The organism is Glutamicibacter sp. AOP12-B1-11 (assembly GCF_052379245.1).
Lineage (GTDB): Bacteria > Actinomycetota > Actinomycetes > Actinomycetales > Micrococcaceae > Glutamicibacter.
In genome coordinates, this window is the sequence record NZ_JBQSYL010000017.1 from 76,386 (window position 1) to 101,480 (window position 25,095).

22 protein-coding genes and 1 riboswitch are annotated in these 25,095 nt (G+C 59.5%); of the genes, 9 read left to right on the plus strand and 13 right to left on the minus strand.

All coding sequences use genetic code 11. The annotated features are described in order from the left end of the window. The first annotated feature begins 138 nt into the window (after positions 1-138). On the plus strand, positions 139-810 hold the full coding sequence (locus ACT3UQ_RS11660) for a hypothetical protein (RefSeq protein ID WP_105569538.1): 672 nt from the start codon (positions 139-141) through the stop codon (positions 808-810). Positions 811-884: 74 nt separating this feature from the next. Here ACT3UQ_RS11660 and ACT3UQ_RS11665 read toward each other — a convergent pair whose 3' ends face one another. Both ACT3UQ_RS11665 and ACT3UQ_RS11670 read right to left on the minus strand, forming a co-directional pair. Beyond that, the gene (locus tag ACT3UQ_RS11665; protein ID WP_105569537.1) at positions 885-1,703 is read right to left on the minus strand and encodes a PspA/IM30 family protein; all 819 of its coding nucleotides are present in this window, start codon (positions 1,701-1,703) and stop codon (positions 885-887) included. 127 nt (positions 1,704-1,830) lie between these two features. Next, a complete protein-coding gene (locus ACT3UQ_RS11670; RefSeq protein ID WP_444637151.1) occupies positions 1,831-2,760 on the minus strand; it encodes a LysR family transcriptional regulator in 930 nt (309 codons plus the stop codon). 71 nt (positions 2,761-2,831) lie between these two features. On the opposite strand from ACT3UQ_RS11670, the gene ACT3UQ_RS11675 reads away from it, so the two are divergent. Continuing rightward, positions 2,832-3,770 (plus strand): DMT family transporter, encoded by a 939-nt coding sequence (locus tag ACT3UQ_RS11675; RefSeq protein ID WP_181148356.1) that lies wholly within the window; start codon positions 2,832-2,834, stop codon positions 3,768-3,770. Positions 3,771-3,891: 121 nt separating this feature from the next. On the opposite strand, the gene ACT3UQ_RS11680 is transcribed toward ACT3UQ_RS11675, so the two are convergent. From ACT3UQ_RS11680 to ACT3UQ_RS11700, 5 genes are all read right to left on the minus strand, one after another. Continuing rightward, the gene (locus ACT3UQ_RS11680; protein ID WP_181150366.1) at positions 3,892-4,056 is read right to left on the minus strand and encodes a hypothetical protein; all 165 of its coding nucleotides are present in this window, start codon (positions 4,054-4,056) and stop codon (positions 3,892-3,894) included. Positions 4,057-4,256: 200 nt separating this feature from the next. Beyond that, positions 4,257-5,429, minus strand: a complete 1,173-nt coding sequence (locus ACT3UQ_RS11685; RefSeq protein WP_444637152.1) for a hypothetical protein — start codon at positions 5,427-5,429, stop codon at positions 4,257-4,259. 85 nt (positions 5,430-5,514) lie between these two features. Further along, a complete protein-coding gene (locus tag ACT3UQ_RS11690) occupies positions 5,515-6,759 on the minus strand; it encodes a CynX/NimT family MFS transporter (protein ID WP_444637153.1) in 1,245 nt (414 codons plus the stop codon). 101 nt (positions 6,760-6,860) lie between these two features. Beyond that, positions 6,861-7,496 (minus strand): isochorismatase family protein, encoded by a 636-nt coding sequence (locus ACT3UQ_RS11695; protein ID WP_444637154.1) that lies wholly within the window; start codon positions 7,494-7,496, stop codon positions 6,861-6,863. Between the two features lie 52 nt (positions 7,497-7,548). Continuing rightward, complete coding sequence (locus ACT3UQ_RS11700) at positions 7,549-8,607, minus strand: LLM class flavin-dependent oxidoreductase (protein ID WP_444637155.1); 1,059 nt, start codon at positions 8,605-8,607, stop codon at positions 7,549-7,551. A gap of 93 nt (positions 8,608-8,700) precedes the next feature. Here ACT3UQ_RS11700 and ACT3UQ_RS11705 point away from each other — a divergent pair, with 93 nt between their 5' ends. Next, a complete protein-coding gene (locus tag ACT3UQ_RS11705; protein WP_105569531.1) occupies positions 8,701-9,297 on the plus strand; it encodes a CGNR zinc finger domain-containing protein in 597 nt (198 codons plus the stop codon). A 38-nt stretch (positions 9,298-9,335) separates the two neighbouring features. Here the strand turns inward: ACT3UQ_RS11705 and ACT3UQ_RS11710 are convergent, their stop codons facing one another. Both ACT3UQ_RS11710 and ACT3UQ_RS11715 read right to left on the minus strand, forming a co-directional pair. After that, entirely contained in the window at positions 9,336-10,610 is a 1,275-nt protein-coding gene (locus ACT3UQ_RS11710; RefSeq protein ID WP_444637156.1) for a carboxylate--amine ligase, read from the minus strand. 14 nt (positions 10,611-10,624) lie between these two features. Next, positions 10,625-11,767, minus strand: coding sequence for a lipid II:glycine glycyltransferase FemX (locus tag ACT3UQ_RS11715; protein WP_444637157.1), 1,143 nt, complete (start codon positions 11,765-11,767; stop codon positions 10,625-10,627). A gap of 337 nt (positions 11,768-12,104) precedes the next feature. On the opposite strand from ACT3UQ_RS11715, the gene ACT3UQ_RS11720 reads away from it, so the two are divergent. Together ACT3UQ_RS11720 and ACT3UQ_RS11725 are read left to right on the plus strand one after the other, a co-directional pair. After that, complete coding sequence (locus ACT3UQ_RS11720) at positions 12,105-12,434, plus strand: metal-sensitive transcriptional regulator (RefSeq protein WP_096286191.1); 330 nt, start codon at positions 12,105-12,107, stop codon at positions 12,432-12,434. A gap of 43 nt (positions 12,435-12,477) precedes the next feature. Further along, entirely contained in the window at positions 12,478-12,795 is a 318-nt protein-coding gene (locus ACT3UQ_RS11725) for a heavy-metal-associated domain-containing protein (protein WP_105649665.1), read from the plus strand. 173 nt (positions 12,796-12,968) lie between these two features. Here ACT3UQ_RS11725 and ACT3UQ_RS11730 read toward each other — a convergent pair whose 3' ends face one another. Next, positions 12,969-14,099, minus strand: a complete 1,131-nt coding sequence (locus ACT3UQ_RS11730; RefSeq protein ID WP_444637158.1) for a YkvI family membrane protein — start codon at positions 14,097-14,099, stop codon at positions 12,969-12,971. 321 nt (positions 14,100-14,420) lie between these two features. On the opposite strand from ACT3UQ_RS11730, the gene ACT3UQ_RS11735 reads away from it, so the two are divergent. The 4 genes from ACT3UQ_RS11735 to cycA all read left to right on the plus strand — a co-directional run bounded on the left by ACT3UQ_RS11735 (position 14,421) and on the right by cycA (position 20,582). Continuing rightward, positions 14,421-16,334: a metallophosphoesterase gene (locus ACT3UQ_RS11735; protein ID WP_105552703.1), complete on the plus strand. Its 1,914-nt coding sequence runs from the start codon at positions 14,421-14,423 to the stop codon at positions 16,332-16,334. A 157-nt stretch (positions 16,335-16,491) separates the two neighbouring features. Continuing rightward, positions 16,492-16,749: a hypothetical protein gene (locus ACT3UQ_RS11740; protein ID WP_105552702.1), complete on the plus strand. Its 258-nt coding sequence runs from the start codon at positions 16,492-16,494 to the stop codon at positions 16,747-16,749. A gap of 217 nt (positions 16,750-16,966) precedes the next feature. Then, a complete protein-coding gene (locus ACT3UQ_RS11745; protein WP_105552701.1) occupies positions 16,967-18,004 on the plus strand; it encodes a metallophosphoesterase in 1,038 nt (345 codons plus the stop codon). Between the two features lie 627 nt (positions 18,005-18,631). Further along, positions 18,632-18,729, plus strand: a riboswitch (glycine riboswitch). 353 nt (positions 18,730-19,082) lie between these two features. Continuing rightward, on the plus strand, positions 19,083-20,582 hold the full coding sequence (cycA, locus tag ACT3UQ_RS11750; protein WP_105552700.1) for a D-serine/D-alanine/glycine transporter: 1,500 nt from the start codon (positions 19,083-19,085) through the stop codon (positions 20,580-20,582). 85 nt (positions 20,583-20,667) lie between these two features. Here the strand turns inward: cycA and ACT3UQ_RS11755 are convergent, their stop codons facing one another. The 3 genes from ACT3UQ_RS11755 to ACT3UQ_RS11765 form a co-directional block, all read right to left on the minus strand. After that, a complete protein-coding gene (locus ACT3UQ_RS11755; RefSeq protein WP_105552699.1) occupies positions 20,668-22,191 on the minus strand; it encodes a GMC family oxidoreductase in 1,524 nt (507 codons plus the stop codon). A gap of 156 nt (positions 22,192-22,347) precedes the next feature. Beyond that, entirely contained in the window at positions 22,348-23,712 is a 1,365-nt protein-coding gene (locus ACT3UQ_RS11760) for an APC family permease (RefSeq protein WP_105552698.1), read from the minus strand. A 4-nt stretch (positions 23,713-23,716) separates the two neighbouring features. Beyond that, positions 23,717-25,095, minus strand: a 1,379-nt coding sequence (locus tag ACT3UQ_RS11765) for an amidohydrolase (RefSeq protein WP_444637159.1), incomplete at its 5' end; no start/stop codon positions are given.

The window sequence follows — 25,095 nt, forward strand, 5'->3', positions numbered from 1 at the left end:
CTAGGACTTTAAGGTCAAGTTGACTAAAAGATAGAACCTCAATCCCTTGATAGAGGTTGAATGATAGGATTCTATCTGCCAAGATAGTAACCAGATAGCGGCTCACATGGTCCCGCATCTTGATGATAGGAAAGCATAATGGATCTAAACGAAGCAGTTCTCACCACATTGACTGAAACATATGGTCGGACAATAAAGGCAGAACTTAACATCGAGACGCTTCAGAAGCGTGACGCTGAAAAGGACGATCTCATCCAAAAGTTGACCGAGCGTATTGTTGCTCTTGAAAACCTTGCGGGTGCTCCTACCCAGATGCCTGTTGAAGATACCAACGAAACCGAAAAGGTACCAACTACACGTACCGTTGCGATCACTAGCTTGGCTGCTAAGTTAAAGCAAGCAGGACTCGAAGTCTCAATAAAGGGCCATGGCAATCGGGGAAGCAACAAATTGCGGATCGTTGAAAAAGATGGAACAGAACACGCCTTTTATTTAGCTGCGAGCCGCAATTACTTCGATAGCTCAGATAATTTTTCTGCGTGGCACACTCCACGCCCTGAAGACGTTGATAGTGAGCGCTACGAGTCCTTCGTACTCTCGGCAGAAGACGAAACGGGTAACGCTCTCTTCTTTATCTTAACTAGTGAAGAGATGAAGGAAATAGTACGTGACCGACAAATCAATGGCGGTTTCTACCACTTCTATATCGGCCGTTCGCATGGAGACTCAAACACATTCGTTGATCACCGCGGTAGCGAAGAGACTGACTTCACCCCGTATTACTCGGCTTGGGGATCACTAATTCGATAATCATCCGCGGTAGAAATAGAGCGAGTCGGAGAACAAATTTGTTCTCCGACTCGCTCTTTATTTCTCTGGCACTACTATGCTTGGTTCTTCTTCATGGCTTCCAGCCGAGCCTCGATTTCAGACATCTGCGGGGCCTGGGATTCAACGGCTTGCGGTGCTGGGGATTCATCGAGCACGTTCTGCTCGCCCTTCATCGCCGCAAGGCGGGCCTCGATCTCGGTTTCTTCACCTAAATCTTCTAGTGCGGCGAACTGCGAGTCGAGCGAGGAGGCCGCAAGTTCGGAAGCTCCGCGGACCTTGGCTTCGTCCTGGCGGATCTTATCCTCGAAGCGGCTGATCTCCGAGGTTGGATCATTCAGGTCCAAGGCCTTCAGGGTCTCCATCATCTGGCCCTGGGTCTTCGCATTGCGGGCACGAGCGACGAGCTCATCACGCTTGGCGACAAGTTCGACGCGCTTGGCGCCCATGGTGTTCAGCCCGTCCTTGAGCTTGGCCACCACCTCGCGCTGGGAGGCGATGCGCGGAGCGAGGTCCTTGACCTTCTTCTCCGCCGCCATCTGGCGCTGAATCGCGACGGTGGCTAGCTGATTGAACTTCTGCGCATTGGTGGAGTCCCCGGCAGTGGAGAACTCCTCGGCCTTATTCGACGCCGCGAGCGCCTTCTTGCCCCAGGACTTGACCTCTTCCATCGCCTTGGCCTGGTCGTCCTCGGCCATGCGCAGATTGCCGATGGTCTGGGCTACCGCCGATTCGGCTTGGGCAATGTTGTTGGTGTAGTCGCGGACCTGCTGGTCCAGCATCTTCTGTGGATCTTCGAGCGCGTCGAGTGCCGCATTGGCGTTGGCTTTGCCGATCCCGAAAATACGGGCCCAAATTGAGCGTTTCTTGGCCATGGTGCGTCCCTTCGTTAACCGCAGCTTTAACTCTATGCGACGCGGCACCCAGCGCTAAACTGCGCGGCTGAATTCCGCGGTGCGTTGAGCGTGTTTTCCCGGCTCCGCACGGGGTCGGCGTAGTTCTCTAGCTGCCCTCGGCATGGCGGCGGGTCTCCTCTGCAATTTTGACAATGCGCTCGATCACGCTGCGTGTGCTCACCCGGGATTGCGCTTCTGGCCTCGTCAGCACGTCGATATGCCGGCCCAGGGCGAGTGACTGGATCGGGCGCAGCACCACGTGCTCGCGGAAGTATGGGATCAAGCCGGTGTACCGAGGCAGCAGTCCCACCATGCGCGTCTCGGCGATAATGGCCGCCACCAGATTGAACTCATTCACCCGGTGCGTGATCTGGATCGGCGTGCCCGCGCTGGCAAACATCGCCTGGACCAGGAGCGGCTCCAGCGCGAAGCCTTCATGGGCCGCGACCCAGGTCTCCCCCACCAGATCGGGCAGGCTCACCGTCTGCTGTTTCGCCAGCGGATGCTCCCGGTGGATCGCCACGTCGATCGGCTCCTGCAGCACGGGAGTGACATGCACCCGCTGGCCCGGCCAGGGATCCGAGGCCAGCGGGCGGTGGGCGATCACCACATCGTGGTCGCCGACCAAATCGATGAAACCGTTGATCGACACATCCTCGTCACGGCAGCGCACCGCCGGCCCATCGGGGTCGGCCAGGCTGCTGGCGATCAGCGACGGAAACCAGGCCAGGCCGGCGCTGTGGAAGGCGGTGACTGAAACCGGCTCGCGGCGCGCCAAGAGATACTCCGCCACCGAGTTCTCCGCGCGAGCCAGGGATTCGAGCACCTCGCCGCCGGCATCCGCCAACCGCTCGCCCGCGGGAGTGAGCACCAGCACGCGGCCGCGTTGCTCGGTCAGCGGCAGTTGAACGCCCCGCTGCAGCGAAGCGAGCTGTTGGGATACGGCGGACGGGGACAGATGCAGCGCCTGCGCCACGGCGGTGACCGACCCCCGGTCCCTGAGTTCCCGAAGAGTTCGAAGATGATGCACTTCCATGAAGCTCAGCTTACGCGATAGTGAAGATACTGCCCGTTGTTCTGCATGGAATGCCTCTCTACTGTAAAAGCATGACCTCCGCTTTTCCCCGCCTTCGCCGCGCCCTTCCCGACCTGGTACTCCTGATCGTCGCAATCATGTGGGGCGGAAGCTATCTGGCAACCCAAGACCTGGCGGCGGCCTCCTCGGCAGCTGCGGTGATGTGCGCCCGGTTCCTCCCCTCGGCCGCGATCCTGTTGTGCGTGCATCTGTCCCGTCCCCAATTCAGGCTCCGGGATTCGGCCCTTCCCGGCATGGCGCTGGGCACGCTGCGCGCGGCGACCATCGCTCTGGAGACGATCGGGGTCACGCTCACCAGCGCCACAAACGCGGGACTCATCATCGCTCTGTCCATCCTGCTCACCCCGATCCTCGAATCCGCACTCACCAAAAGACGGCTCTCCCCCTCGCTGGTCGCAAGCATCCTGCTCGCCCTGATCGGGATCATGCTGCTCGTGGGCGGGCAAAGTTTTTCCGAGCTCAACATCGGCGATGGGCTGATGCTCGCCGCGGCGGCAACGCGGGCCCTGCTCGGTGTGGCCGAGGCGCGGTTCACCGTCGGCAAGAACGCCGACGTGCTGGGCTTGACCACGATGGAGATCGTATTTGGCGCGGCCATCTTTGCCGCGTGGGGCGGAAGTTCGCTGCTGGATCACATTCCCGACTTCGGTGCCGCGAATTGGCTCACCATTGGCTATCTCTGCCTCGGCTGCACCATCTTCGCGTTTCTCGGGCAGCTGTGGGCGACGAAGCACACCTCGGCATCACGGGCGGGCATGCTGCTCGGCACGGAACCCGGATGGGCGCTGCTCGTCGGGGTGCTTCTCGCGGGGGAGCGCATCGGCACCCTCGGATACGCTGGTGCCGCGGTGCTGCTCTTTGCAACCTGGTGGGGCGCACGTGCCGAGCGGCGCTGGCGGGGTAGCGGACCGAGCCGCCCGAAGGCCCCCGCACCGGTGGTCCGGGGATGATTGCGCTAGATGCCCGGGGCCGGAAAATACTCCGGCCTGGCACCGCAACGAGATGCCCTGGCACCGGCGCGACAAGAATGGCACTGCGGAAAGGCCCCGCATCGCCTCGGATGATCATCCGCTACGCGGTGCAGGCCTCATTGGAGCATCCGGCATCGCGTGGAAGATATGTTTCGGTTTCCTCGACCTTTTCCCACACCACATGCCGGTGCTGTCCGCAGCGCTCGCAAGACGGTGCCAAATACGTGGCCCGTTCCTCCATGGTGTATGCCCGAAAATCGCCCATCTCGACCTCCCATAGTGTGTGCGAGCCCCGCGCTGTCGCAAGTGCCGCATTGTTTGGTGCCTTCACTCTACGCCCGGTTTTCGAACCCGGCTATAGCTACTTTGCTTAGGGCCTCACTAGGGAAGATCCAGGTGCTCCAAGCACATGGCGGGTGACGGGGCCCTACTGCACACCAGGCTTACGAATCAGGGCCTGCGAAGCTATGATTTCTTGTCATTTTCTTTGCGCACGGTTGCCGACAGCAGGTAGTTCGAGCCCAGCCGTCCCCACTCTATGGTTCCGCCGTCCTCTTCGGTTGCCGTACGCAACCGGGTCAGGCCCTGCCCGGGACGGGCCTGCGGATTAGGCCTAGGAACACCGTTGTTGCGCACCGACACGGTCCAGTGCGGAGTCCCGTTTTCGTCATCGTTCTCGCGGATCCAAATGACTATTTCGCTCGGATCCGCATGCTTAACCGCGTTTGTGGCGGCCTCACGGATAATCCGCATGGCTAGCTGCGGGAAATTCTCGGTTTGCCCAAGCCCCGAACTATGGATGTTCACCTCAATTCCGGCATCGCGCAGCGAGGCGGCAATCCGTTCGACATCTTCGAGGGTGGCAGATAATTCCTCGGGAGGTTCTTGATGCCCCAAGGCATCGAAGGTACGGCGCAGGGCCGTTAACGCCCCGGTCACCGCTTGGCGCACATGAATCAGGCGCAGAGCCGTGCTGGTATCGGTCAGCTCGGAGTCGAGGGCAGCATTAGTATGCAACGAAGCCACCGCAAGGTTGTGGGCAATCTCGTCATGAAGCTGATAGGTCACCCGTGCGCGTTTGGTCAACTGCTGCTGTGCTGTTTCCGCGTTCGACGCCCGGCGGGCCACGTGCTCAAGCTGTTCCATATGCTCGCGCAGGATCTTGCGGTTTGCCCGCAGTTCTCCGAAGGCAACGGCCAGCAGCGCCAGCGCGGCGAAGGCCAGCAGCTCATAATCGAAGATTTCTGCCGGTGCTTGTCGCTGGATCAACTGTAGCGCCATGCCGAAGAGCAGGATGCCCGCCGCGCTAAGCAACGCGAAGGTGCGGTGTCCGGCACGAGTTGCCCCCGCGAGAAAATAAAGCAGGGGGATAACTAGTGCAATATGCGGCAGTTCAAGCGTTAGCCAGGCACAGATCCCCAGAGCTGCGATGAGCATGATCGCACGCGGAAAACGGTCTTGCAGTACGGAAAGGACGGCGAACCCGACGGCAAGAATTCCGGCAGCGACTACGAGTGCAGGGCCAAGGGATTCTCCCCACCTTGCGGGATCGCCGACGAGGCAGAGAAGCATGACGGCCAGAAATATGGCCGCTGCCCAGAGACTCTTACTGATGCGCAGGCTGCCGTTTTCTTCCACTGCTTCAGTCTATGTCTCTCCCGCCCAAACCTCGGGATCCGAGTAGCTGATTGCAGGTCATCCGATCCGGAATGCTCTTGGCGGGCTAGGCGTCGATGCGAATTGGGGCGCCGTTGTCTTCGACAAAACGAGGCCGGCCCGCCATGATGCCGGTGAAGGTCTGGAAAATGATCACCGCAGCGATCAGCAATAGCGGCGTGGTCCAGGAATTGGTCACCTCGTGGAGGGCTCCGACGAGGAAGGGCCCGGGAATTGCGATCAGGTAGCCCACCGATTGCCCGAAGGTGGAAAGCCTGCTCACCCCGGCCGCGGTATGCGCCTTGAGCCCGATCATGGTCAGCGCTAGTGGGAAGCTCGAACCGCAGATGCCTAAAAGCGCCGCCCAAATAAAGGCTCCCTGCACCGGCGCGATGAATATGCCGATCACCGCCAGTATCCCGGCTATGCCATTGATAATCACCAGAGGCCCCTGGTGCGAAAACCGTGCAGCGAGTGCCGGCATGATGAAGGACAGCGGCACCCCGACGCCGAGGATCACCCCGAGCAATGCACCGGAATACGCTGGGTTCACGCCGAAGTCGGTGAAGATCTTCGGCGCCCACCCCATGAGGATATAGGCGACAGTTGATTGGGCGCCAAAAAAGAGTGCCACCCACCACGCGGTGGCGTTGCGGCTCATCGGCCCGATCTCCAGGGCGGCGACGGATAGGTTCGAGGAAGGCAGCTGGCGCTGCGCGATCTGATTGCGCAACCCGAAAAAGACTACGACCCAGATGAATACCGCAATCAGCGCAAGTATCGCCCAAATCCCTAGTCCTCGTCGCCAGGCGCCGCCCACTGCCTCGTTTACGGGCACCGCGACGGTTGCGACGACCGAGGCGCCGAGGGCCACCGCGGTGGTGTAGGCGCCGGTGACTATTCCTATTTTTGCGGGGAACCAGCGTTTGACGAGCACCGGCATCAGGATATTGCCGACCGCGATGCCGGCCAGCGCCACCGCGGTAAAGATGAAGAACACCCAGGTATTGGGGGCCACCGAGCGCAAGGCCAGGCCAAGAAGAATTGCCAGCATTGCGGCGATAACTACCACTTCTGGGCCGCGTTTTCCGGCCAGCTTGGGGGCCAGCGGCCCGAGCAACGCGAAGCAAAGGGGCGGCACGCCGGTGATGAGCCCGGCGACGAAGCCATTCATGGCCAGACCGTCAATGACCGGGTCCAGTAGCGAACCAAGTGAGGTTACCGCCGGGCGCAGGTTCAACGCCGCGAATACCAAGGCGATGATCAGCAGCGCGCCGAAGCCCTTGGGCAGCACTGGGTGTTTGGAGTCCATGGCTTCATCCTAGCCAGCGAACATCGGGTAACAGGCCCTTGATTACCTCTTACGCAACGGCGGGCGTGAACTCTCAAGTTCACGCCCGCCCTTTGGCCAAGCTACTGCCGGTGCTGCTTCTGGCCTTCCATCGCCGAGACGACCAGATTGCTCGCTTCCAGCGCCGCGCCCGCGTCGACCGCGCCGATCCAGGCCTCGGTGGTTGCCACCGCAGCCCAGTTGGAGTGCAGCAATGCCATCAAGGTTCCATGCACCTGTTGCGCGCTGGCGGAACCCGCCTCGTTGCCGATGTTGATGGCGCCGGTTGCGTCCGAGAGCACTTCGACCTTGAATCCCAGAGGTTCGGCGGCGGCCACGGAACCGATGACGCAGTTGTTCGTCATGTATCCGGTCACCGCGATCGTGTCTATCTCATTTTCGCGCAGCCAGCTTTCGAGCTCGGTGCCGGCAAAAACACTGGCGTAGGCCTTGGTGAAGACCTTCGCGGCCTTGTCTGCACGCCGTTCGATTTCAGGGTTCAATTTGAAGGTTGCCGAACCATCTGCGAACACCGGCGCTTCGGACGGAAGCTGGTGCTGCACGATATATACCGGAATTCCGGCGCTCTGCGCGGCGTCGATCGCCTGGGCGGTGCGAGCCAGGGACTGTTCGCGTGGCGGGTACTGGATCTGCAGCAGGCCTTCGAAGTATTCCTGCTGGACGTCGATGACAATCAGGGCACGGCGTGGGGTGTTCATATTCTTCTCCTGTTTTCTGTCGGGTATAGCGAATGAATCGGATGCAGGCGGGCTACGCCCCGTAGTGCTTGGCCAGCAGCTCCAGGGTGTTGATCTCCGCCTCTGCCGAGTAGGCCCCAATGACCAGCATGATCTCGTCAACTCCGGTTTGTTCTTGGAGTCGTTCGAGGCGCCCTGCCACGGTGGCTGCGGTGCCGGTGAAGGCACGGTCGGTGTACATCTCGATGATGGACCGTTCGTTGAGCGTTCCGTCGAAGGCCGCGACCTCTTCGGGGGAGAACAGCGTGAAGGATTCGCGCTTGAACATGCGCAGCATCGCCATGGCCATGCTGGAGGCCTGGCGCTTGGCCTCGTTCGGGTCTTCGTCGGCAACCGCGGTGACGCTGACCATGGAGTAAGGAGCGTCGAGCACCGCGGAGGGTTCGAAATTGTCCCGGTAGATGCGCAGCGCGGTGTCGATGTCGGCATCCCCGAATTGCAGGGCGAAGGCATAGGGGCGGCCGAGCTTTGCCGCCAGTTGAGCGGAGTACGGCGAGGAGCCGAGCATCCAAAGCTCGGTAGCTAGCTGCGGGTGCTGGACCCGGTTTTCCTTGGCCTGCCACGGGCCGGGGACCGCATGGACGGTGCTGTAGGGATGCCCCTCGGGGAAATCGTCATTCATGAATCCCACCAGCTCGGCAACCTGCTGGGCGAAGTTGTCATTCGCTCCTTCGCCCCGGCGCAGCGCGGTGGCCGTTGCATGATCGGTGCCCGGCGCCCTGCCGAGCCCGAGATCGATGCGCCCGGGGGCCAGCGCGTCCAGCGTTCCGAATTGCTCAGCGATGACCAGCGGTGCGTGGTTCGGGAGCATCACGCCGCCGGCGCCCAGCCGGATTCGCTCGGTTTCTGCGGTCAGGCGCGAGAGCACCAGCGGAGGTGAGGACACCGCCAGACCCGGCATCGCGTGGTGCTCAGACATCCAGAAGCGGTGGTATCCCAGTTCGTCTGCTTTTCGTGCGAGCTTGATCAGCGCATTAAAGCCTTCTTGGGCGGTGCGTCCCACTCCAACGCTGCCACCGGTATGGGCGTTGAGCGCAAAGGGTGCGGATCCGAACATTGGTGCGGGGTACAAGTAAAACCTCTTTATCACGGATAAAATCTATTTATAACGTGATATCAAGATAACACGACCTCACGATAAATATCTACTGATACCATGAGATGCATGTCCGAAGCATTGCTACCCCCAGCCCCCGGCACACAAAAGCACCTGAGCCTCGACCTGGTCAACAGCGTGCTCCACCTACCCGGCGGGAAGATTGTCGACGAGCTGGATTCCCCAGAGGAAACGACCGCCTGGCTCAAGAGGCGCGAGCTGGTTGACGAAGATGCCGCATTGCAGTCCTACTGCCAGAACAGGCTCAGCGGATTGCGCGCAGACCTGCGTGAAGCCTTCTCCATGAGCGCAGCGCAACAGCCTTTCGATCCGCAGATACTGGAGCGGTTAAACAAGGCGCTAACCGCGGCCCCGCATATTCCGCTGCTGCGCTACTCCCCCGACAACGGGTTCTACCGCTCGACGGAGCACCCGGTCACGCGCCTGGTGGAATATGCGATGTCGGTGATCACCGAAGATGCCGCGACGCTTCTAGCTTCGGAAGAGTCAGCGTTACTGGCACAATGCGAGGCCGAGCCCTGCCAGCGGTTCTTGCTGAGAACCCATGGGCGGCGGCAGTGGTGCTCGACCCGCTGCGGGGACCGAGTCCGCGCCGCTCGTGCTTATGCACGCAAACGCGAGAAGGCGTTAAAGAGCTCAGCCTAGGCTCAGGGCCTTGGCTGAAAACTGCCGGATGCAGATGCCTACAGGCTACGCGGCGGGAATTTCTTGTACTTGCGGTAGTGGTTGACCGCATTGAGCACCAGGTAGAACTTCCGGCGAGGATGCTTCTCTGCCTTGAATTTCAGCGGGTTGGAAACCTTCCCGGACTTCAGCAATGCGGCAGCCTTCTGCCCGGTTTCGCTATCCAAGAAGCGGCGCAGCAAATGGTGCGGGAGCACGGTGAACAGATGCTGGCGGCTTAGCTGCAAGATTCCGATCCCGGTATCGAGGACCGCATCGGTGTGCGGGTCTGAGCGATCAAACTCGACGCCAAGGAACTCGGTGACGTAAAAACGCGCAGGATTAACTCCGGCCGCGGTCAGGTAATAATGATTGCGTCCCAGACGAGGATTGATTTCAAAGAATTTGATGGATCCATCGCGGTGGTCGTATTTGGCATCGATCATCGCGATCCCCTGCCAGCCGAGTTCTTCGAGCAGGCGCGCACCATCTTGGGACATCTGGTCATGCTGCCCGGTGACGATGGCTGCGGAATTACCGAGCACCAGCGGCGCGTGCTCTTCGACCACCACCTCGCCGTATCCGGCGAAGATGACCTTCTTGTCCTGAGTGGCGAAATAAGTGCACAGACGCATCGCGTCATCCGAACCGGGAATGTATTCCTGCAGGATATACCCCGAGGTGTAGCCGCTCGCGTCGATACGAGTGAGCAGGTCCTCAAGTTCGGCGATGCTCCGCAGGGTGTGGATTTTCTGCTTGCCTTCGAACTTGGCGGCGATCCAGTCCCCCGAGCTCGAGGGCTTGCCGATCAGCGGGAAGGTCAGCGACTGCGCCAATTCCTGCAGGTCTTCTCCGGCCCGGTAAACGGCGGTGCGCGGGTGCGCAATTCCCAGCCGGTCGGCGAGCGCGTAGAAGTTCTCCTTCAGCGCGGCGCCTTCGATGGTTCCCAGTTCCGGGTAAGGGATGACAAAATATTCACTCAACACCGCACGGTGCTCGGCGATCAGCATGATATGGAAATCGAGGGAACCGAAGAGCATCAGCGGTCGATCCACTTCGGCGTTAAGCTCTTGGGCCAGGGAGATGAGTTCTTCAACTACCCGCCCCTGGTCAACCATGGACCCGATGGGATGCAGTTCGATGGCCACCGAGTGCTCGATTACCCCGTTGCCTGAGGCAGGCACAACGACCGAGCGCACCTGGTATGCCTCATAGAATTCGCGGGCGAGGGTGTAGGTGCCGATATCTCCGCCAAGAATAACGGGAACGAAAGGCTGAGAATTCTCGATTACCATAAGGTTTTTGGTTCCTACTTCTGTCGCCAGTTCATGTACTTCTCAAATGCCCAAGCAAGTGGTTTGTTGAGCGCCAGATCCCATTCGCCATTGGTTTGCACGATATCGCAGCCGGTGTTGGTCTTGAACTTGGTCAGCCCTGCCAGATGGTGTGCGCTATCCAAGGTGGCGCTCACCCCGCCCTGGTCCAGGTACCTGCATCCAGCCTCGGTGGAATCCGAAATCATGTGATGCATCAGAGCCTTGGGCGCGAAGAGCTTGCGCTGTTCGGAAGACGAGGCGCCGTAGAGATACCACGCAAGGTTGCTTGAGCGCAGCACAATAGCCGAAGCCAGGTCGACGCCCTCGTGGCTAGCGATGTAGAGGGTGCAGGAGCCGGGTACCGCAGCATTAAGTACCGTGTGCATCTTTTCGAAATAGCTCAGCGGGCGACCGGTGAACTCTTGGCGTTCGGCCGTGTGGTTATACAGTGCATGGAAGCGTGCCATGTCCTGGGTCTCGCCGATTTCAACCTTGAGCTCGCTCTTGAGCGACTTACGCGTTTCGTTGCGAGTGGATGAGGAGTAGGAAGCCATGACCTGCTCGGTATCCAGCTGGTTTCCCTCGGCATCTTGTAGCGCAACCCGGGCCACGTACTCCGGCTGCCCCGCGGCGAAGTCCATTCCGACGTCCTGCTTGGTGAACCCCAAGTCGCCGAGCGCCTCGTTGAGCTTATGGGCTTCTTCATTGACCGACACGGTTTCCAGGTCCGCTAATGAAGCAAGCTCTTCCTTGCCAAATGCTTTTCGCACAGCCGCCGCACCCCAGGTGCGCATCGCCAGCCCTGGGCCGAGGCGCAGCTGGAAGGCGCCGCGGTTTTTCAGATAGCTAGCGAGAATAGAAAGCACACCCTGCGGGTCATAGGTTGTGAAATCAATGACCGGGCCGTCGGGTATGTAGGCGAGGGTCTTTTTGATCACCGGCGCATGGCGGTGCAGGACCAGGGCGACTCCAACGAGGGTGTCACTTTCGAACCAACCGAGCGATTCGCCCCGCCATCCCCCCTTGACCTGCGCCCATTCGGGACGCTGAAGGAAGCTGACATCTTGCGCGGTTGCAAGGAACGCGGAGTGCTCGGTGCTGGATATCGGACGCACGCGAAGTTCATTGTGGCTCACACGTAGAAGCCTATCGTGGTTTGCGCACCGCCCCCGGGTTGAGACATACCGCCAGCGGCCCTCGCGCCCAAGAACACTCGCAGGATCACTGGCAGAAACCAACTGGTGCGCGGTGTCAGTCTGTGAGCAATTGGACACCCGCACTTGCCGGAAACCAGTTGCATACGTGAGCCGTGGCGGACAGAACTCGCAGGACGCGCCTTGGCCCATGATTTCCAAGGGCAGGCAACGAGCCAGAGAAGCCCATGCGGAGACTAAGTCCTGCAAATAATTTTCTTACCGAAAGTCACCATTGAGGCCACGTGCAATTCATACCCCTCGGGGGTATTATTGATGTATGGACTCTCAAACTAAGCAGGCGCAACCCACAGCACCCCACGGATACACTCCTGAAAAGGAGGCGCTGCGAAAGCGCTTGAACCGTATCGAAGGCCAGGTGCGCGGAGTTGCCCGCATGGTTGATGAGGACAAGTATTGCATTGATATTCTCACCCAGATCTCAGCCATCAACGCAGCCTTGCACAAGGTCAGCCTCCAACTAGTCGAAGACCATATCGGCCACTGCGTGGTGGGAGCCGCCGAGGAATCAATCCAGTCCGGGGATGCGAGCATCGTTCAAGACAAGATCTCGGAAGCCACCGCAGCCATCTCCCGGTTGCTGCGCTGATCCTCGAAGACCTTCCAACCTTTTCCACGAAAGAGATCCAAACATGAGCCATGCCTGCAACTGCGGATGTTCCGATAACTCGAAGTCCACCAGCCAAGGACTGCAGATCATTCCGCGTCCGGAGGCTACCCCCATCATCAGCCAGACCGAACTGAAGATCTCGGGAATGACCTGCGGCCATTGCGTCTCTTCGGTAACTGAAGAACTCAACGAAATCCCCGAGGTCCAGAACGTCGAGATCATCTTGGACGCGAAGGGGATCTCCACGGCAATCCTCAACACCAGCGGCGCCGTTGAGCAGGAAATCATACGCAACGCGATCGAAGAAGCCGGGTACACTCTCGAATCCGTCGGCAACTAGGAACCCACCGCGCAGGCGCGGATGCGGGACGAGCGTTCTACAGACCCTCGATACGATTCCCACTCCGCCGGGAACACAATCATCCCCCTGGTGGCTTGCTAGACCTGATCACCGTTCACCGTTCACCGTTCACCGTTCACCGGCAATCACGCATCTCTCCGAGGCAACCAGGCTTAGCGCGACACGGGGTGGCGCCGGACAACTCGTGAGATCGTCTTCACCACCATCAACGCCAGCAGAAGAACACCTACATACCCGTTGATGACATAGACAACGTTGACCATTTGCGAGAATGGCAGCATCAGCCCGATAACCGTTCCTAGTACTGCCAATGTGATGGTCAGGTACTTAAATCGGAGAGTCTTGTCGGCAAAGAATCGCGAAGACACGGTCCACAGCAGCGGGACCGCGGTGGTATAGATTCCGGCGAGAATCATGACCGAAATTCCTGCGGCAAGTACGGGGCTAATATCCTTCGCCAGCACCAGCATGGGAATCTCGGTTCCACCCACCCGGGTGATATTGGCCAGCAGCCCCAGCCCGACGACAACGCAGGCCAGCGAGAACACCACCGCACCGGTAATTCCACCGGCAACCGCCTCCTTGCGGCTTCTCGCCGTCTTACCTAACGCGGTAAGGAAGGCCGCCAGCCACAGCATGCAGAAACCCACGTAGGAAAGTCCAGCCATGAACCAGTTTGTGGATGCCTGGATAAGGTCCAGCCCCGGAAGCAACTGGTGTCCTTCAGAGATCCCGGCTGGATTACGCAGAATCGCCAACAGTCCAAGCCCAATAGCCACCACAACAACCAGCGGTCCGATCTTGCCGATGACGTCAACCAGACTCTTCAGGCCAAACCAGACGCTGATGCCGACCGCAACAGCCAAACCGATGCCGCCAATAAACTTCGACAATCCGTAGTGCTCCTCGAATACGGCGCCCGCGCCGGCTACCATCACCGTGAAGCTCAAGAAGACGAACAGTATTGAGAAAAAGTCGAAGAAGTACCCCAAGTGCTTTCCGCAGTAATAGCGGAAGATGTGCGACGGGCGATCATATTTCTTTGCCTGCCCGACAACGAAGAACTCCACTGCTACATACGTCATGAGCACGAGAACCAGCAGCCCGGTGCCAAAGACTCCCCAGTAGCCGTACGAGGTGAAGTACTGCAAAATCTCTTGGCCTGTAGCAAAACCTGAGCCGATCAAAAACGCCATTATTGCCCCCGCGTAGGTCAAGACCCGGAAGAAGCTGCCTTTTTCAACCGTTGCTAAATGCGCTCGGGTAACGACCTTATCTGACATGTAGATTCCCTCTCAGAAGGTTCGCTCGACACCGCACGTTCGATATCGAACCTCATATATCAAAATGTGATTAAAGGTATATCTCAAACGTGACGCAGTCAACATTCGGGAAGGCTGGAAGCACGCGCGACCAACGTCATGGACCGCGAAAACCCGATCCCGCACCTGGCAAACCAGAATTTCCCACGAAACGGAGATTAGGATCACCGGGCAGGTTCACCTCTTCGACTCCTTCCGTGCACTTTTCGTCCATTCGCGCTGTGCATCCTCGAGGTATTGCCCGCCAACCCGGGCGATCACACTCGCACAGGAGAATTGCTCATGCACAAGCCCACCGCCGTCGCGCTCGCGGCCGCCGTTCTGCTCCCGCTGGCCATCGCGCCTGCTACACCGGCGGCAGCCCTGCCAGCCAGCGCCCCCATGTCCTTCCCGGCGTCCACCGCCAAATCTCCAGAACCCGGATTTCGTGTTCTGCCCTACCTGCAGGCACCAGGCTCGACCTCGATGACCATCAACTGGATCAGCGAAACCGACCACCCAGGAACCCTCTCAGTCCAGGGGCCGGGTCTCGGCAATCAGCCTGGCAAAGGAAATAGCAGCGTCCAACGCAGCGAGCCTGAATACCTGGACTTGATGGAGTACACCCAGGCAGAACTGGAGCAGCACATCCCCGGACTTGAACAGGGCTCCTGGCTGAAGTCGAACTCCAATTACAAGCATTCGGTGACCCTTGAGGGCCTCAAACCAGGTAAGAAATACAACTACACCGTGACCCAATCAGGACAGACGCATACTGCCGCTTTCGAAACAGCGCCAGATGGAAAATCCTGGAAGAACATCCGCATTGTCGCCTTCTCCGACTCGGAGACCGAACCGCGCGGACGCACCGAGCACCGTGAATGGGAGCTTTCCCCGGTCAACGGATATACCTCCGAGTCCTTGCAGCGCCCAGGCGACGGATCGCAATGGGCCGAGACTTTTGGAATGACCACCCGGTATGGCCAGCCGACCTTGCGCTATCCGCTGGACCAGTCCACCGCTTTCAACGAAAACCTCAAGCATGTTCAGGCTGCCAACCCGGATCTGGTCATGATGGCCGGGGACCTGACACAGGGCTCGGGATACCAACCGGCATGGGATGAGTTCTTCGGACATGTCGCCGGGGAACACTCCGATCTAGCCTCCAATGTTCCGTTGCTTCCGGCATTGGGCAACTGGGAAACCTATGCGGCCCTGAACGGTGGCTACGGTTCGGACGCAGACCGCACCCCCGCGGTAATTTCACGCAACCGCTTCCTGGATTATTTCTCCTTGCCGCAGGACCCGGAGCACCCCGAACACAAGGGCTCCTACTACCGGGTGGATCATGGGCCGGTCACCGTCCTGACCTTGGACTCCACCAATGGCCGACCCGATGAGAACACCGACACCGGCACCTTGTCCGGCGAAAAATTCTCCGGGGACGACACCAACCTGACCGCCGAGAACCAGTCCACCGACACCCAGGGGCAATTCACCTTTGAATCCTACGTTCAGGGCTTCAAGGATCTTTTCCCCGGCTCAACCGAGCAAGAGGTTGACCTGCCGAATATGGATGCGCAGTCCGCCCAATGGGACTGGACCGAGAAGCAATTGGCCGAAGCCCGCGCCGACGGCCAGATTGTGCTCGTCCAATTCCACCATTCGGCTTATTCCAACGGTGTGCACGGCACCCCACCGAACCATGAGCACCCCGATAACCAGTCCGGCACCGCAATGCGTGCCTACTCGCCAATGTTCGAGGATCATGGTGTCGCCGCAGTCATCTCCGGCCATGATGAAATGTTCGAGCGCTCTTGGGTAGATGCGGACGGCGACGGACGAGGCTTCCACTCCTATGATGTGGGGGTGGCCGCCGACGGCCTGCGTGGCGAAAAGTTGGTGCAGAATGCTCAGGGCGAGTACGAACCGCTCCGCTTCAACTCGCATTCACAGTGGTCAGCCCCGGCAGATCAGCCAGAGACCTGGAAAGAGGATGAAAACGGCGTAGCACAGCTCGTATCCGGCGGTCTGCACTACGGACACCTGCAAATCGACATCGCGAAGAAGGCCAAAGGAGCAGAGCTCACTTTGACCCCGGTATACGTCTTCCCGAAGTTGGATTCGGAATACCAGCTTGAACACACCGAACGACGCGTATACGACGATGTGGTGACCTTCCCGGTCGGCCAGGACGGCGCGCCTTTGGCGAAGTAGCCACAGGCCAATTGCTGCTAGGTGGCGCAAGTTGTCTTGGCGCAGATGCCACCGATGATAGAACATTAGAACAGGCAGTGAGCAATTGACTGCCTGTTCTAAGCAATTACCTCTAGCTGGACTCACGGTTGGTGCATCCATGAAAGTAGGACAACAGATGAACGAACAACGAGTATTCCACGCGGTGGTGGGCAAACAAGCAGGTTGGTGGAACATCTGGGTCCCGGAACTGGACCATGTCACCTCCACTCGGAAGTCCCGCAAGATTGCCGGATACACCCGCACCCTCATCTCGGCAGTTCTCGGCATCCCGGAATCGTCCTTCCGCGTGGAGCGCGAGCTGGTTTCCGCCGAGGAATTTGAACGCCGCTACACCGAAGCGGTGTTGGCAACCGACCCGCAGGAAAAGAAGTAGATCCAGCGCAACCCCTTCTTCAACCGTCACACGGCTACCGCTACCTATGTTTCATAGGCTCCGGTAGCCGTTGTTGTTTCAGGCCTCCGAGAAGATGGCTCGAGCAGGCTCGTTTTCGCCCTCGTGCCATGCTCCTGTTGCCGGCGCTTAACCCCTGCCGCGTAGCGTGGCAGAGGTCTTTTCAGCTTCGCCTCGCATCGAAAATTAGGAGTGAACCATGCGTAATCGATTCCTACCCGGTCTCGCCGCTCTAGCCTGCGCAATTCTCGTCGCCCCGGCGGCCCCAGCAATTGCGAATTCCGCGGGCTCCGCAGAGTCTGCTTACACTTTTGGTGTCATTGGAGACATCCCTTACGGCGCAGCCCAGCTGGCCGAATTCCCCAGCATGGTCAGTGAACTCAACGAGCAAGACGAGCTTCGCTTCATTGCCCACGTTGGAGATATCAAGGCAGGTTCCGAGCGGTGCACCGACGAACGCCTGGGCCTGGTCAGGAAGGAACTGGACAGACTTCAAACTCCGCTGGTATTCACCCCGGGCGACAACGAATGGGTTGACTGCCACCGTGCCAATAACGGTGCCTACAACCCGTTGGAGCGATTGGATACCCTGCGTGAGATGTTCTTCCCGGTCGAAAACAAGACCTTGGGCGGCACCATGCGGGTAGATTCCCAGGCTGACATCGGTTTACCGGAAAACGTTCAATTCACGAAGAACCGTATCGCCTTCTCCGTGGTGAACGTCCAAGGTTCCAATAACTCCTTGGCTCCGTGGACTGGGCTCGGACTGACCGAACCAACCTCCGAACAGCTGGAAGAAGTCGCGCTGCGCACCGAAGCCAACCTCGACCAACTGGCCGAAACATTCGCCAATGCGAAACGATCCCAGGCGCGCGCCGTAGTGGTGATGACCCAGGCAGATATGTTCACCCCCGGGTTCGAGGATGATTCCCTGGCAAACCCCGAATCCGTTTCAGGCTTCAAGTCGTTCGTCGAGGCCCTGGCCAACGAATCAGCAGCCTTCGGCGGACCGGTGTATCTGGTCAATGGCGACAGCCACGTGTTCAACGAAGATGCGCCGCTGGCCGCCGGTTCACCGTGGCTAGAGGTCTACGGCGTTGACCCGGTTCCGAACTTGCAGCGGGTCACCGTCGAGGGCGCCGCAACATCAAGAGAGTGGCTGCGCGTGAGCGTCGCGCCCAACTCAGCACAGGGTGCAGAAATTCTCAGCTGGGAGCGCGTTCCCTTCACCAACTAATTTCGTCGAGGAGGCGCCGCCCTAGCGCATCCGCTCAGCGTGCAAAGCGAATAAGCACCGCGCACACAGTAGCCAAACAGTTGCCGCCCCTAGAGTGGTAACTACCTTCCTCAAAGGTGCGAGTGATGAACCAGAGCCCAGCCCATTGGCTGGGCTCTAGTTTTTAATTACCGGCGGATAGTTCGGGCCGGCGATTCCAATCTAGGTACGATGCCCGGCACTTGCGACAGGTAGAACTACACCGAGGCCGCCGCGTTGCGCGCAGCATCGGGAGAAAACGAAACACCTTCGGCGTACGCAGCCAACATCCAGAACAATTTTTCAGGAAGCCGCTGCAAAATTTTCATACTTATTTCGTCCTAAAGCTGATCCGCGAATATGCTCCCCTCTTTCTGACCAGTAAATTTCACTCTGTTCAAAGTATGTGCAAATTATTATCCGGCGGCACCGTGCGTACTTGGCAACAAAACGCTTCATATTTAAAACGAGCCCCTCCCCCAAAACCGCCCAATGCCGGGCTCAGGCCTGAGCAAGCCATAGATTGCTCACGCAATAAACTCCATGCCGGTTTGCGCAAGCAGAAAAGAGCCGGGCATACTGTGACTGCAATCACAAGCAGTACGCCGTTGACGCGTGGCGGGAGAGTCCCGCCCAAGCCAAGGGCGGGCGCCGTAGGAGCAATTCCTCCCCGGGAAACTCTCAGGCACCCGTACCGCCACGACGAGGCGAATCTGGAAAGCAGTATGGACTAGTCCATACTCACCGACGGAGCAACTCTCTGACCCCTCACCGGGTCGAGGCGAAAACTCTCAGGTCTTCAAACAGATTGGGGAGGAACTAAGAACCGTGCCGCACCGTACGCACCCGATTCGAAAGTCCTCCCTTTGGCAAACTATCTCCGCGTTCGCTTCGGGCGGTCCCTGGCTGGACCTCGCCCGCTACGTTGCGGCGCAGAGAAATTTGTCCCGGAGTCTGACGGTTCGAGTGCGAACGTAGATCTGCCACAACGTGACGAAACCATTAGTGATTCGCCATGGCACCTCATCGAAGCACCTCACCACTCCTGGAAGGCAGCAGCATGAGCGATACCAGCTCTTCGCCCAAACTCGAACGCGGGCTCTCAAATCGTCATATCCAACTCATCGCAATCGGCGGTGCCATTGGCACCGGATTGTTCATGGGCTCGGGTAAAACCATTTCGGTTGCCGGGCCATCTGTCATCTTCGTTTACATGGTTATCGGCTTCATGCTGTTCTTCGTCATGCGTGCCATGGGCGAACTGCTGCTTTCGAACCTGAACTACAAGACTTTCGCGGACTTCGCAGGTGACCTGCTCGGCCCGTGGGCCGCGTTCTTTACCGGCTGGACCTACTGGTTCTGTTGGGTAGTCACCGGCATCGCAGATGTGGTGGCCATCGCGCACTACGTCGCTTTCTGGTGGGGGAACCTTCCGCTCTGGATCCCGGCACTCGCATGTATCGCGTTGTTGCTGGTACTGAATCTGGCCACGGTGAAGGCCTTCGGCGAAACCGAGTTCTGGTTCTCCATGATCAAGATCGTGGCCATCTGCGCGCTGATTGTTGTTGGCCTGGTCATGGTCATCACCAGCTTCGGGCACAACGGTGCTACCGCGTCCTTCAACAATCTCTGGACCGACGGCGGAATGTTCCCGACCGGCTTCATGGGCTTTGTTGCAGGTTTCCAGATTGCAGTATTCGCATTCGTGGGAATTGAGTTGGTAGGCACCACCGCTGCCGAAACAAAGGACCCCGAGAAGACCCTCCCCAAGGCCATCAGCTCCATTCCTATCCGCATTCTGATCTTCTATGTGGGTGCGCTCATCATCCTCATGGCGGTTCAGCCATGGCGCTTGTTCTCCGCCGGAGAATCCCCCTTCGTGGGCATGTTCGCCTTGGCCGGGCTGGCCGGTGCGGCGGGCATTATCAATTTCGTGGTGCTCACCAGCGCGACGTCCAGCGCGAACTCGGGCATCTACTCGACCTCCCGCATGATCCGCGGCTTGGCCCTTGAGGGCGATGCGCCGAAGGCCTTCGCCCAATTGTCCGAAAACAAGGTGCCGCGCAACGCGCTGATGTTCTCCTGCATGTTCCTGCTGGCCGGAGTGGTGCTGCTCTACAGCGGCGATTCGGTGATGGTAGCTTTCACCTTGGTCACCACCGTAGCGGCCCTTTGCTTCATGTTTGTTTGGTCGATCATCTTGGTCAGTTACCTCGTGTACCGCAAGCGCCGTCCGCACCTGCATGCGCAGAGCAAGTTCAAGATGCCCGGTGGCACCTTCATGCCCTATGTGGTGCTGGCCTTCTTCGGATTCATCCTCTGGGCGTTGACCACGCAGAGCGATACGCTGTCGGCACTGCTAATCACCCCGCTGTGGTTCATCGGTCTGGCTATCGGATACCGCGTGGTGCGCAGCAAGCCGGGGCACGTTGCACTTCGTGCCGCGCATGTGGCAAAGGTCGCGGTGGAGAAGGAAGATGCCGGGGCCTTCCGCATCCACGGCCCGGCTGCGACCGAAGCGGTCGGCGAATCCGAGAAACAAGCCGTGTCCATAGATTAACTGAGATCGGCGCCGCACCCCACTTGGTGTGCGGCGCCTACCCTCGGTCCGCCCTGCAACAGCCCCGCAAGGCGGTTTAAGGTACTTAGAGCTCCAGATCCTCGATGAGGAACTGCGCACCGAGCTCGCCGATCAGAATCGCCGGCGCATTGGTGTTGCCGGTAGTAATTTTCGGCATGATCGACGCATCGATCACCCGCAATCCGCTCAGCCCGTTGAGCTTGAGCCGGGGGTCAACCACGGCCTGGTCATCGCTGCCCATCCGGCAAGTACCCACCTGATGATGGTAGGTGACCACGTTATTGCGAATGTAAGTTTCAAGCTCCGCATCACTTTGCACCGTGGGACCTGGGTAAACCTCCACTGCGCCCCAGTCCTCGGCGAGTGCCCGCTGCTTCACAATATCCCGGCACTGCTTGATGGAGAACAAGAAGGACTTCATATCCTGCGGATCGTCTAGGGCATTTAAGTCTATGGTTACCGGGTCATCGAGATTCGGCCCGCTCAGCGTCACCGCGCCTCGGCTTGCAGGCGTGACGATCCCCGAATGCAGGGTAAACGCGGTTCCTTCGATCATGTCCATCCCCGGGGAGTACATGGGAACCGAGAAGAAAATCGGCTGGGTGTCCGGCACTTCGAGTTCCGCGCGCGACTTGGCGAACAGATGACTCTGCGACACCGAGACCCCGGTCCGTGGCGGGTCAATATCTCGGGTAGTGGTTTGGGCAATGACCGGTGCAAGCAGATGATCGTGCAGGTTCTTTCCCACCTGCGGCGATTCCAGCACCGGTCTCACTCCTACCGCTTCAAGCTCTTCACCCGGGCCGATACCCGAACGCAGCAGGATCTGCGGAGAACCGAGAGCCCCTGCACTCAGTACCACCTCATCTGCCAGAAGTTCTTTGAGCTCGCCATCTTGCTGGTATCGAAGGCCAACGGCAGCACCGTCCCGGACTATTACCGAGTGCACCTCGGCGTTGGTGATGATCTCCAGCTGCTCGCGCACCGGTTTCAGGTACGCCTTCCAGGTATTGATCCGTTCCCCGTCTACGATATTGACCTGCTCTTTGGAGACACCTTCGAGGCTTTCCCCGTTGTAGTCGGGATTGAATTTAACCCCCGACTGCACGGCAGCGTCGACAATCGACTGCTGGATCGGGTCCAATTCGTAGTCGTTGACTACCGGGAGCAAGCCGTCTGTGCCGTGAAATTCACTGGGGCCTTCGGAGTAGTTTTCAATGGACTTATAGATGGGCAGGACATTGCGCCAAGACCACCGTTCCCCGGATTCTTCGGCCCAACCGTCAAAGTCCTGCGGCGCGCAGCGCACCCAGATGGTCGCGTTGAGTGCGTGGGATCCGCCCAGCACCTTCCCGCGCGGTAGGTGCATTGGTTTATTTGCTGCGCCTTGCATGGGAGCCGTGTGGTAATCCCAGTCGTCTGGGCTGTGCCACAGTTCGCCCAAGCGGGACAGGTCATGAATCGCAGGGTTGGTGTCTTCTCCCCCGGCTTCAAACAGCGTCACCTTGGCGCCGGCGTCCACCAACCGACGAGCGACTACGGATCCTGCAGAACCTGCTCCAACCACGATGACGGATTTACTGTTCATGAGCTCTCCTAATTGAGACGTAGCACCGATTTTCGGTGATCAGGATCACTCGCGAGCGCTACTTTCTTCCAGTCTGCGTCGCGGTCCTGCCAGGTTCTTGTCATCGCGTGCAACGACCTTGTCTTTGCGTGCGAAGCCTGAGCCTGAGCCTTGGAGTCATTCGGTGAGATCTAGTTTCGGCACCGGACGGGTAAATCCACGGGTGAGCACCGCCAGATAAACCAACCCGATCAGGAGCCAGAGCACCCCGATCAACAAGGTGCGGCCGGTCAGGCTCGTCCACAACCAGATGGTCAGCGCAAACCCCAAGGCCGGGACCAGCAGGTGGTGGAAGAATTCGATGCCCCGACGTTGTCCTTCCCCAACGAAGTAATGTCCAATGACCGCGAGGTTCACCATGGAGAAGGCGACCAGCGCCCCGAAGCTCACCATTTCGGCTAGTACTTCCAACGAGATCAACGCGGAAGACAGCGAAATGACGGAAACCAGCATGATCGCCGGCACCGGGGTACTGAATCTGGCGCTGAGCTTCCCGAAGAACTTGCGTGGAAGGACCCCGTCCCGACCCATCGCATAGAGGATGCGCGCCACCGAACCTTGGGATACCAGCGCCGAACCGGTTGCGCCAGCCACATAGGCAGCGGTGAAGAACACCGCGAGCACACTGCCTCCCACATGCAGCATGACATCCACGGCCGCCGAATCGACGTTGCCGAAATCGTTGCTTGGCATCGCCACATGGCCGGTGAAAGAAACAACTATGAACAGCGCACCGCATAGCAAGGTGGTGATCATGATGGCCGTCGGCAGCGTCTTGCGCGGATTGCGGGTCTCCTCCGCGAAGGTTGAGATGGCATCAAAGCCGAGGAAGGACAGGCAGAGGATTGCGGCGCCCGCCATGACCGGAGCGAAACCGGGGGCCGAACCGTCGCCGGCGAATGGCGCCAGCATGTCCACTTCGCCGGCGCCGAACGCCACGGAAAACCCAAGAGCTAGGAACACCACGATAAAGATTGCTTGCACGGCGATAATCACTATGTTGGTCCGTGCAATGGAGACCACTCCGATCACGTTGAGGACCGTAACCAACGCAATGGCGGCCACGACAAAAACCGTTGCGGGTATCCCCGGGATCGCCTCATGCAGGTAGATGCCGATCACCAGATAATTGATCATCGGCAAAAACAGGTAATCCAGAAGCAGCGCCCATCCGCTGACGAATCCAACTCCCGCGCCAAAGGTACGCTGCGTGTAGGTATAGGCCGAACCGGCCACCGGGAAGGCGCGGGACATCAAGCCATAGGAGCGCGCGGTGAACAGCATGGCGGCCAGCGTGATTAGATATGCCAGCGGCAACCGGCCGCCGGTAATTTGGGTGACGATGCCGTAGGTGGTGAATACGGTCAGCGGAACCATGTAGACCAGACCGAAAAGCACCAGCTGCGGCAGCCGCAGGACTCGTTTCAGCTCCCCGGGGCCCTGCCCTGCTTCGTTGCCGACTTGCGAAGAAGTGGAGCGCATGAGGCTACACCCGCCCGCTGGCGGCGCTGCATTGACGATACATTTCTTCCCCCGCAAGCCAGGTGCCAAGCACCGGCAACCCGCGCAGCTCGACGGCGTCCAGCAGGCGTGGATCGCGTTCCAGCCAGACCATATCCGCGCTGCATCCCACCTCGAGAACACCCCATGGCATTTCCAGCCGGTCGGCAGCCGCCTGATAGGCCACCCCCGCGGTATAGGCGCCAAGCGCCGCTTCAATATCCAAGATTTCCTCTGGCATCCAGCCACCGACCGGATGCTGTTCTTCGGTCATCCGGCTGATCGCGATGGAAATCCCCTCCAGGGGGTTGGCCGAAGAACATGGCCAATCCGAGCCGAAAGCGAGTTTTGCTCCGGAATCATGCAGCGTGCGCATCCGGTATTGGTTGCCGCTGCGCTCTGCGCCTAGCCGTGGCACCGTGAGCACATTCATCAGCGGGTCCAGTTGCGCCCACAAAGGCTGCATGACCGCGATGACGCCCAGCTGGGCGAAGCGTTCCAGGTCGCTCTCCTTGGCCAACTGCACATGCGCTATGGCCGGGCGGACGTGCTGGCGATCGGTCAGCTTCACCGCACCTTCGATAGCGTCCAGGGCCATGCGCACCGCGGCGTCACCGATCGCGTGGATGTGTGGCTGGAAGCCCTGCTCCACCACAGCGGCTACGGCCTCGGCCAGCGGTTCCGGTTCCCAAACCGAGAGCCCGTGATTGTGCAGCGAGCCGCAGTAGGGTTCCAGCAGTGCGCCGGTTTCGTTTTCCACCACCCCGTCGGCGAAGAATTTGATGCTCTGCGCGCTCAGCAGCCGGTGGTTGAACGCTGCGACCGACTCCCGGGCTTGCAGCAGCGCCGGCAGCGAGTCGGGGAAATCGCGCGGGTCGGCGAGCAGCGCCAAATTGTATCTGTTGCGCAGCAGTCCGCGGCGGGCTGCTTCGAAGTAGACCTCGACATCCGCAGGTTCCACCCAGGCGTCCTGCACCCAGGTCACGCCGAGCCTGGCGTACTTTTCGCTGGCTCGGCCCAAGGCCTCGACACGGTCTTCGAAGTCATAACCGGGGTTGACGCTCATGAGCAGGTCTACCGCGCCCCACTCACGCAGGATTCCGACCGGCGTCCCGTCGGGGTTTCGCGGGATTTCACCGAGCTCAGGTTCGGCGGTGGACGCGTCGACGCCGGCAAGTTCCAGGGCCTTCGAATTGCACCAGACGGTGTGATAGTCCCAAGCGCGGAGAACTACCGGTCGATCCGCGACAGCTTCATCCAGCCATTCGGCGCGGAAGAGTCCGCCTTCGGCGAGCGAGCCATCGTAGGAGGCGCCGAGGATCCATTGCTTCTGAGGATGAGCCGCGGCGTAGTCGCGGACTCGAC

Coding starts and splice junctions, on each gene's coding strand:
- ACT3UQ_RS11745 (WP_105552701.1), top strand. CDS start 16,967: ATGCGTAATCGATTCCTACCCGGTCTCGCCGCTCTAGCCTGCGCAATT.
- ACT3UQ_RS11680 (WP_181150366.1), bottom strand. CDS start 4,056: ATGGGCGATTTTCGGGCATACACCATGGAGGAACGGGCCACGTATTTG.
- ACT3UQ_RS11720 (WP_096286191.1), top strand. CDS start 12,105: ATGGACTCTCAAACTAAGCAGGCGCAACCCACAGCACCCCACGGATAC.
- ACT3UQ_RS11725 (WP_105649665.1), top strand. CDS start 12,478: ATGAGCCATGCCTGCAACTGCGGATGTTCCGATAACTCGAAGTCCACC.
- ACT3UQ_RS11710 (WP_444637156.1), bottom strand. CDS start 10,610: ATGGTAATCGAGAATTCTCAGCCTTTCGTTCCCGTTATTCTTGGCGGA.
- ACT3UQ_RS11665 (WP_105569537.1), bottom strand. CDS start 1,703: ATGGCCAAGAAACGCTCAATTTGGGCCCGTATTTTCGGGATCGGCAAA.
- ACT3UQ_RS11660 (WP_105569538.1), top strand. CDS start 139: ATGGATCTAAACGAAGCAGTTCTCACCACATTGACTGAAACATATGGT.
- ACT3UQ_RS11755 (WP_105552699.1), bottom strand. CDS start 22,191: ATGAACAGTAAATCCGTCATCGTGGTTGGAGCAGGTTCTGCAGGATCC.
- ACT3UQ_RS11735 (WP_105552703.1), top strand. CDS start 14,421: ATGCACAAGCCCACCGCCGTCGCGCTCGCGGCCGCCGTTCTGCTCCCG.
- ACT3UQ_RS11675 (WP_181148356.1), top strand. CDS start 2,832: ATGACCTCCGCTTTTCCCCGCCTTCGCCGCGCCCTTCCCGACCTGGTA.
- ACT3UQ_RS11760 (WP_105552698.1), bottom strand. CDS start 23,712: ATGCGCTCCACTTCTTCGCAAGTCGGCAACGAAGCAGGGCAGGGCCCC.
- ACT3UQ_RS11740 (WP_105552702.1), top strand. CDS start 16,492: ATGAACGAACAACGAGTATTCCACGCGGTGGTGGGCAAACAAGCAGGT.
- ACT3UQ_RS11670 (WP_444637151.1), bottom strand. CDS start 2,760: ATGGAAGTGCATCATCTTCGAACTCTTCGGGAACTCAGGGACCGGGGG.
- ACT3UQ_RS11690 (WP_444637153.1), bottom strand. CDS start 6,759: ATGGACTCCAAACACCCAGTGCTGCCCAAGGGCTTCGGCGCGCTGCTG.
- ACT3UQ_RS11695 (WP_444637154.1), bottom strand. CDS start 7,496: ATGAACACCCCACGCCGTGCCCTGATTGTCATCGACGTCCAGCAGGAA.
- ACT3UQ_RS11705 (WP_105569531.1), top strand. CDS start 8,701: ATGTCCGAAGCATTGCTACCCCCAGCCCCCGGCACACAAAAGCACCTG.
- cycA (WP_105552700.1), top strand. CDS start 19,083: ATGAGCGATACCAGCTCTTCGCCCAAACTCGAACGCGGGCTCTCAAAT.
- ACT3UQ_RS11730 (WP_444637158.1), bottom strand. CDS start 14,099: ATGTCAGATAAGGTCGTTACCCGAGCGCATTTAGCAACGGTTGAAAAA.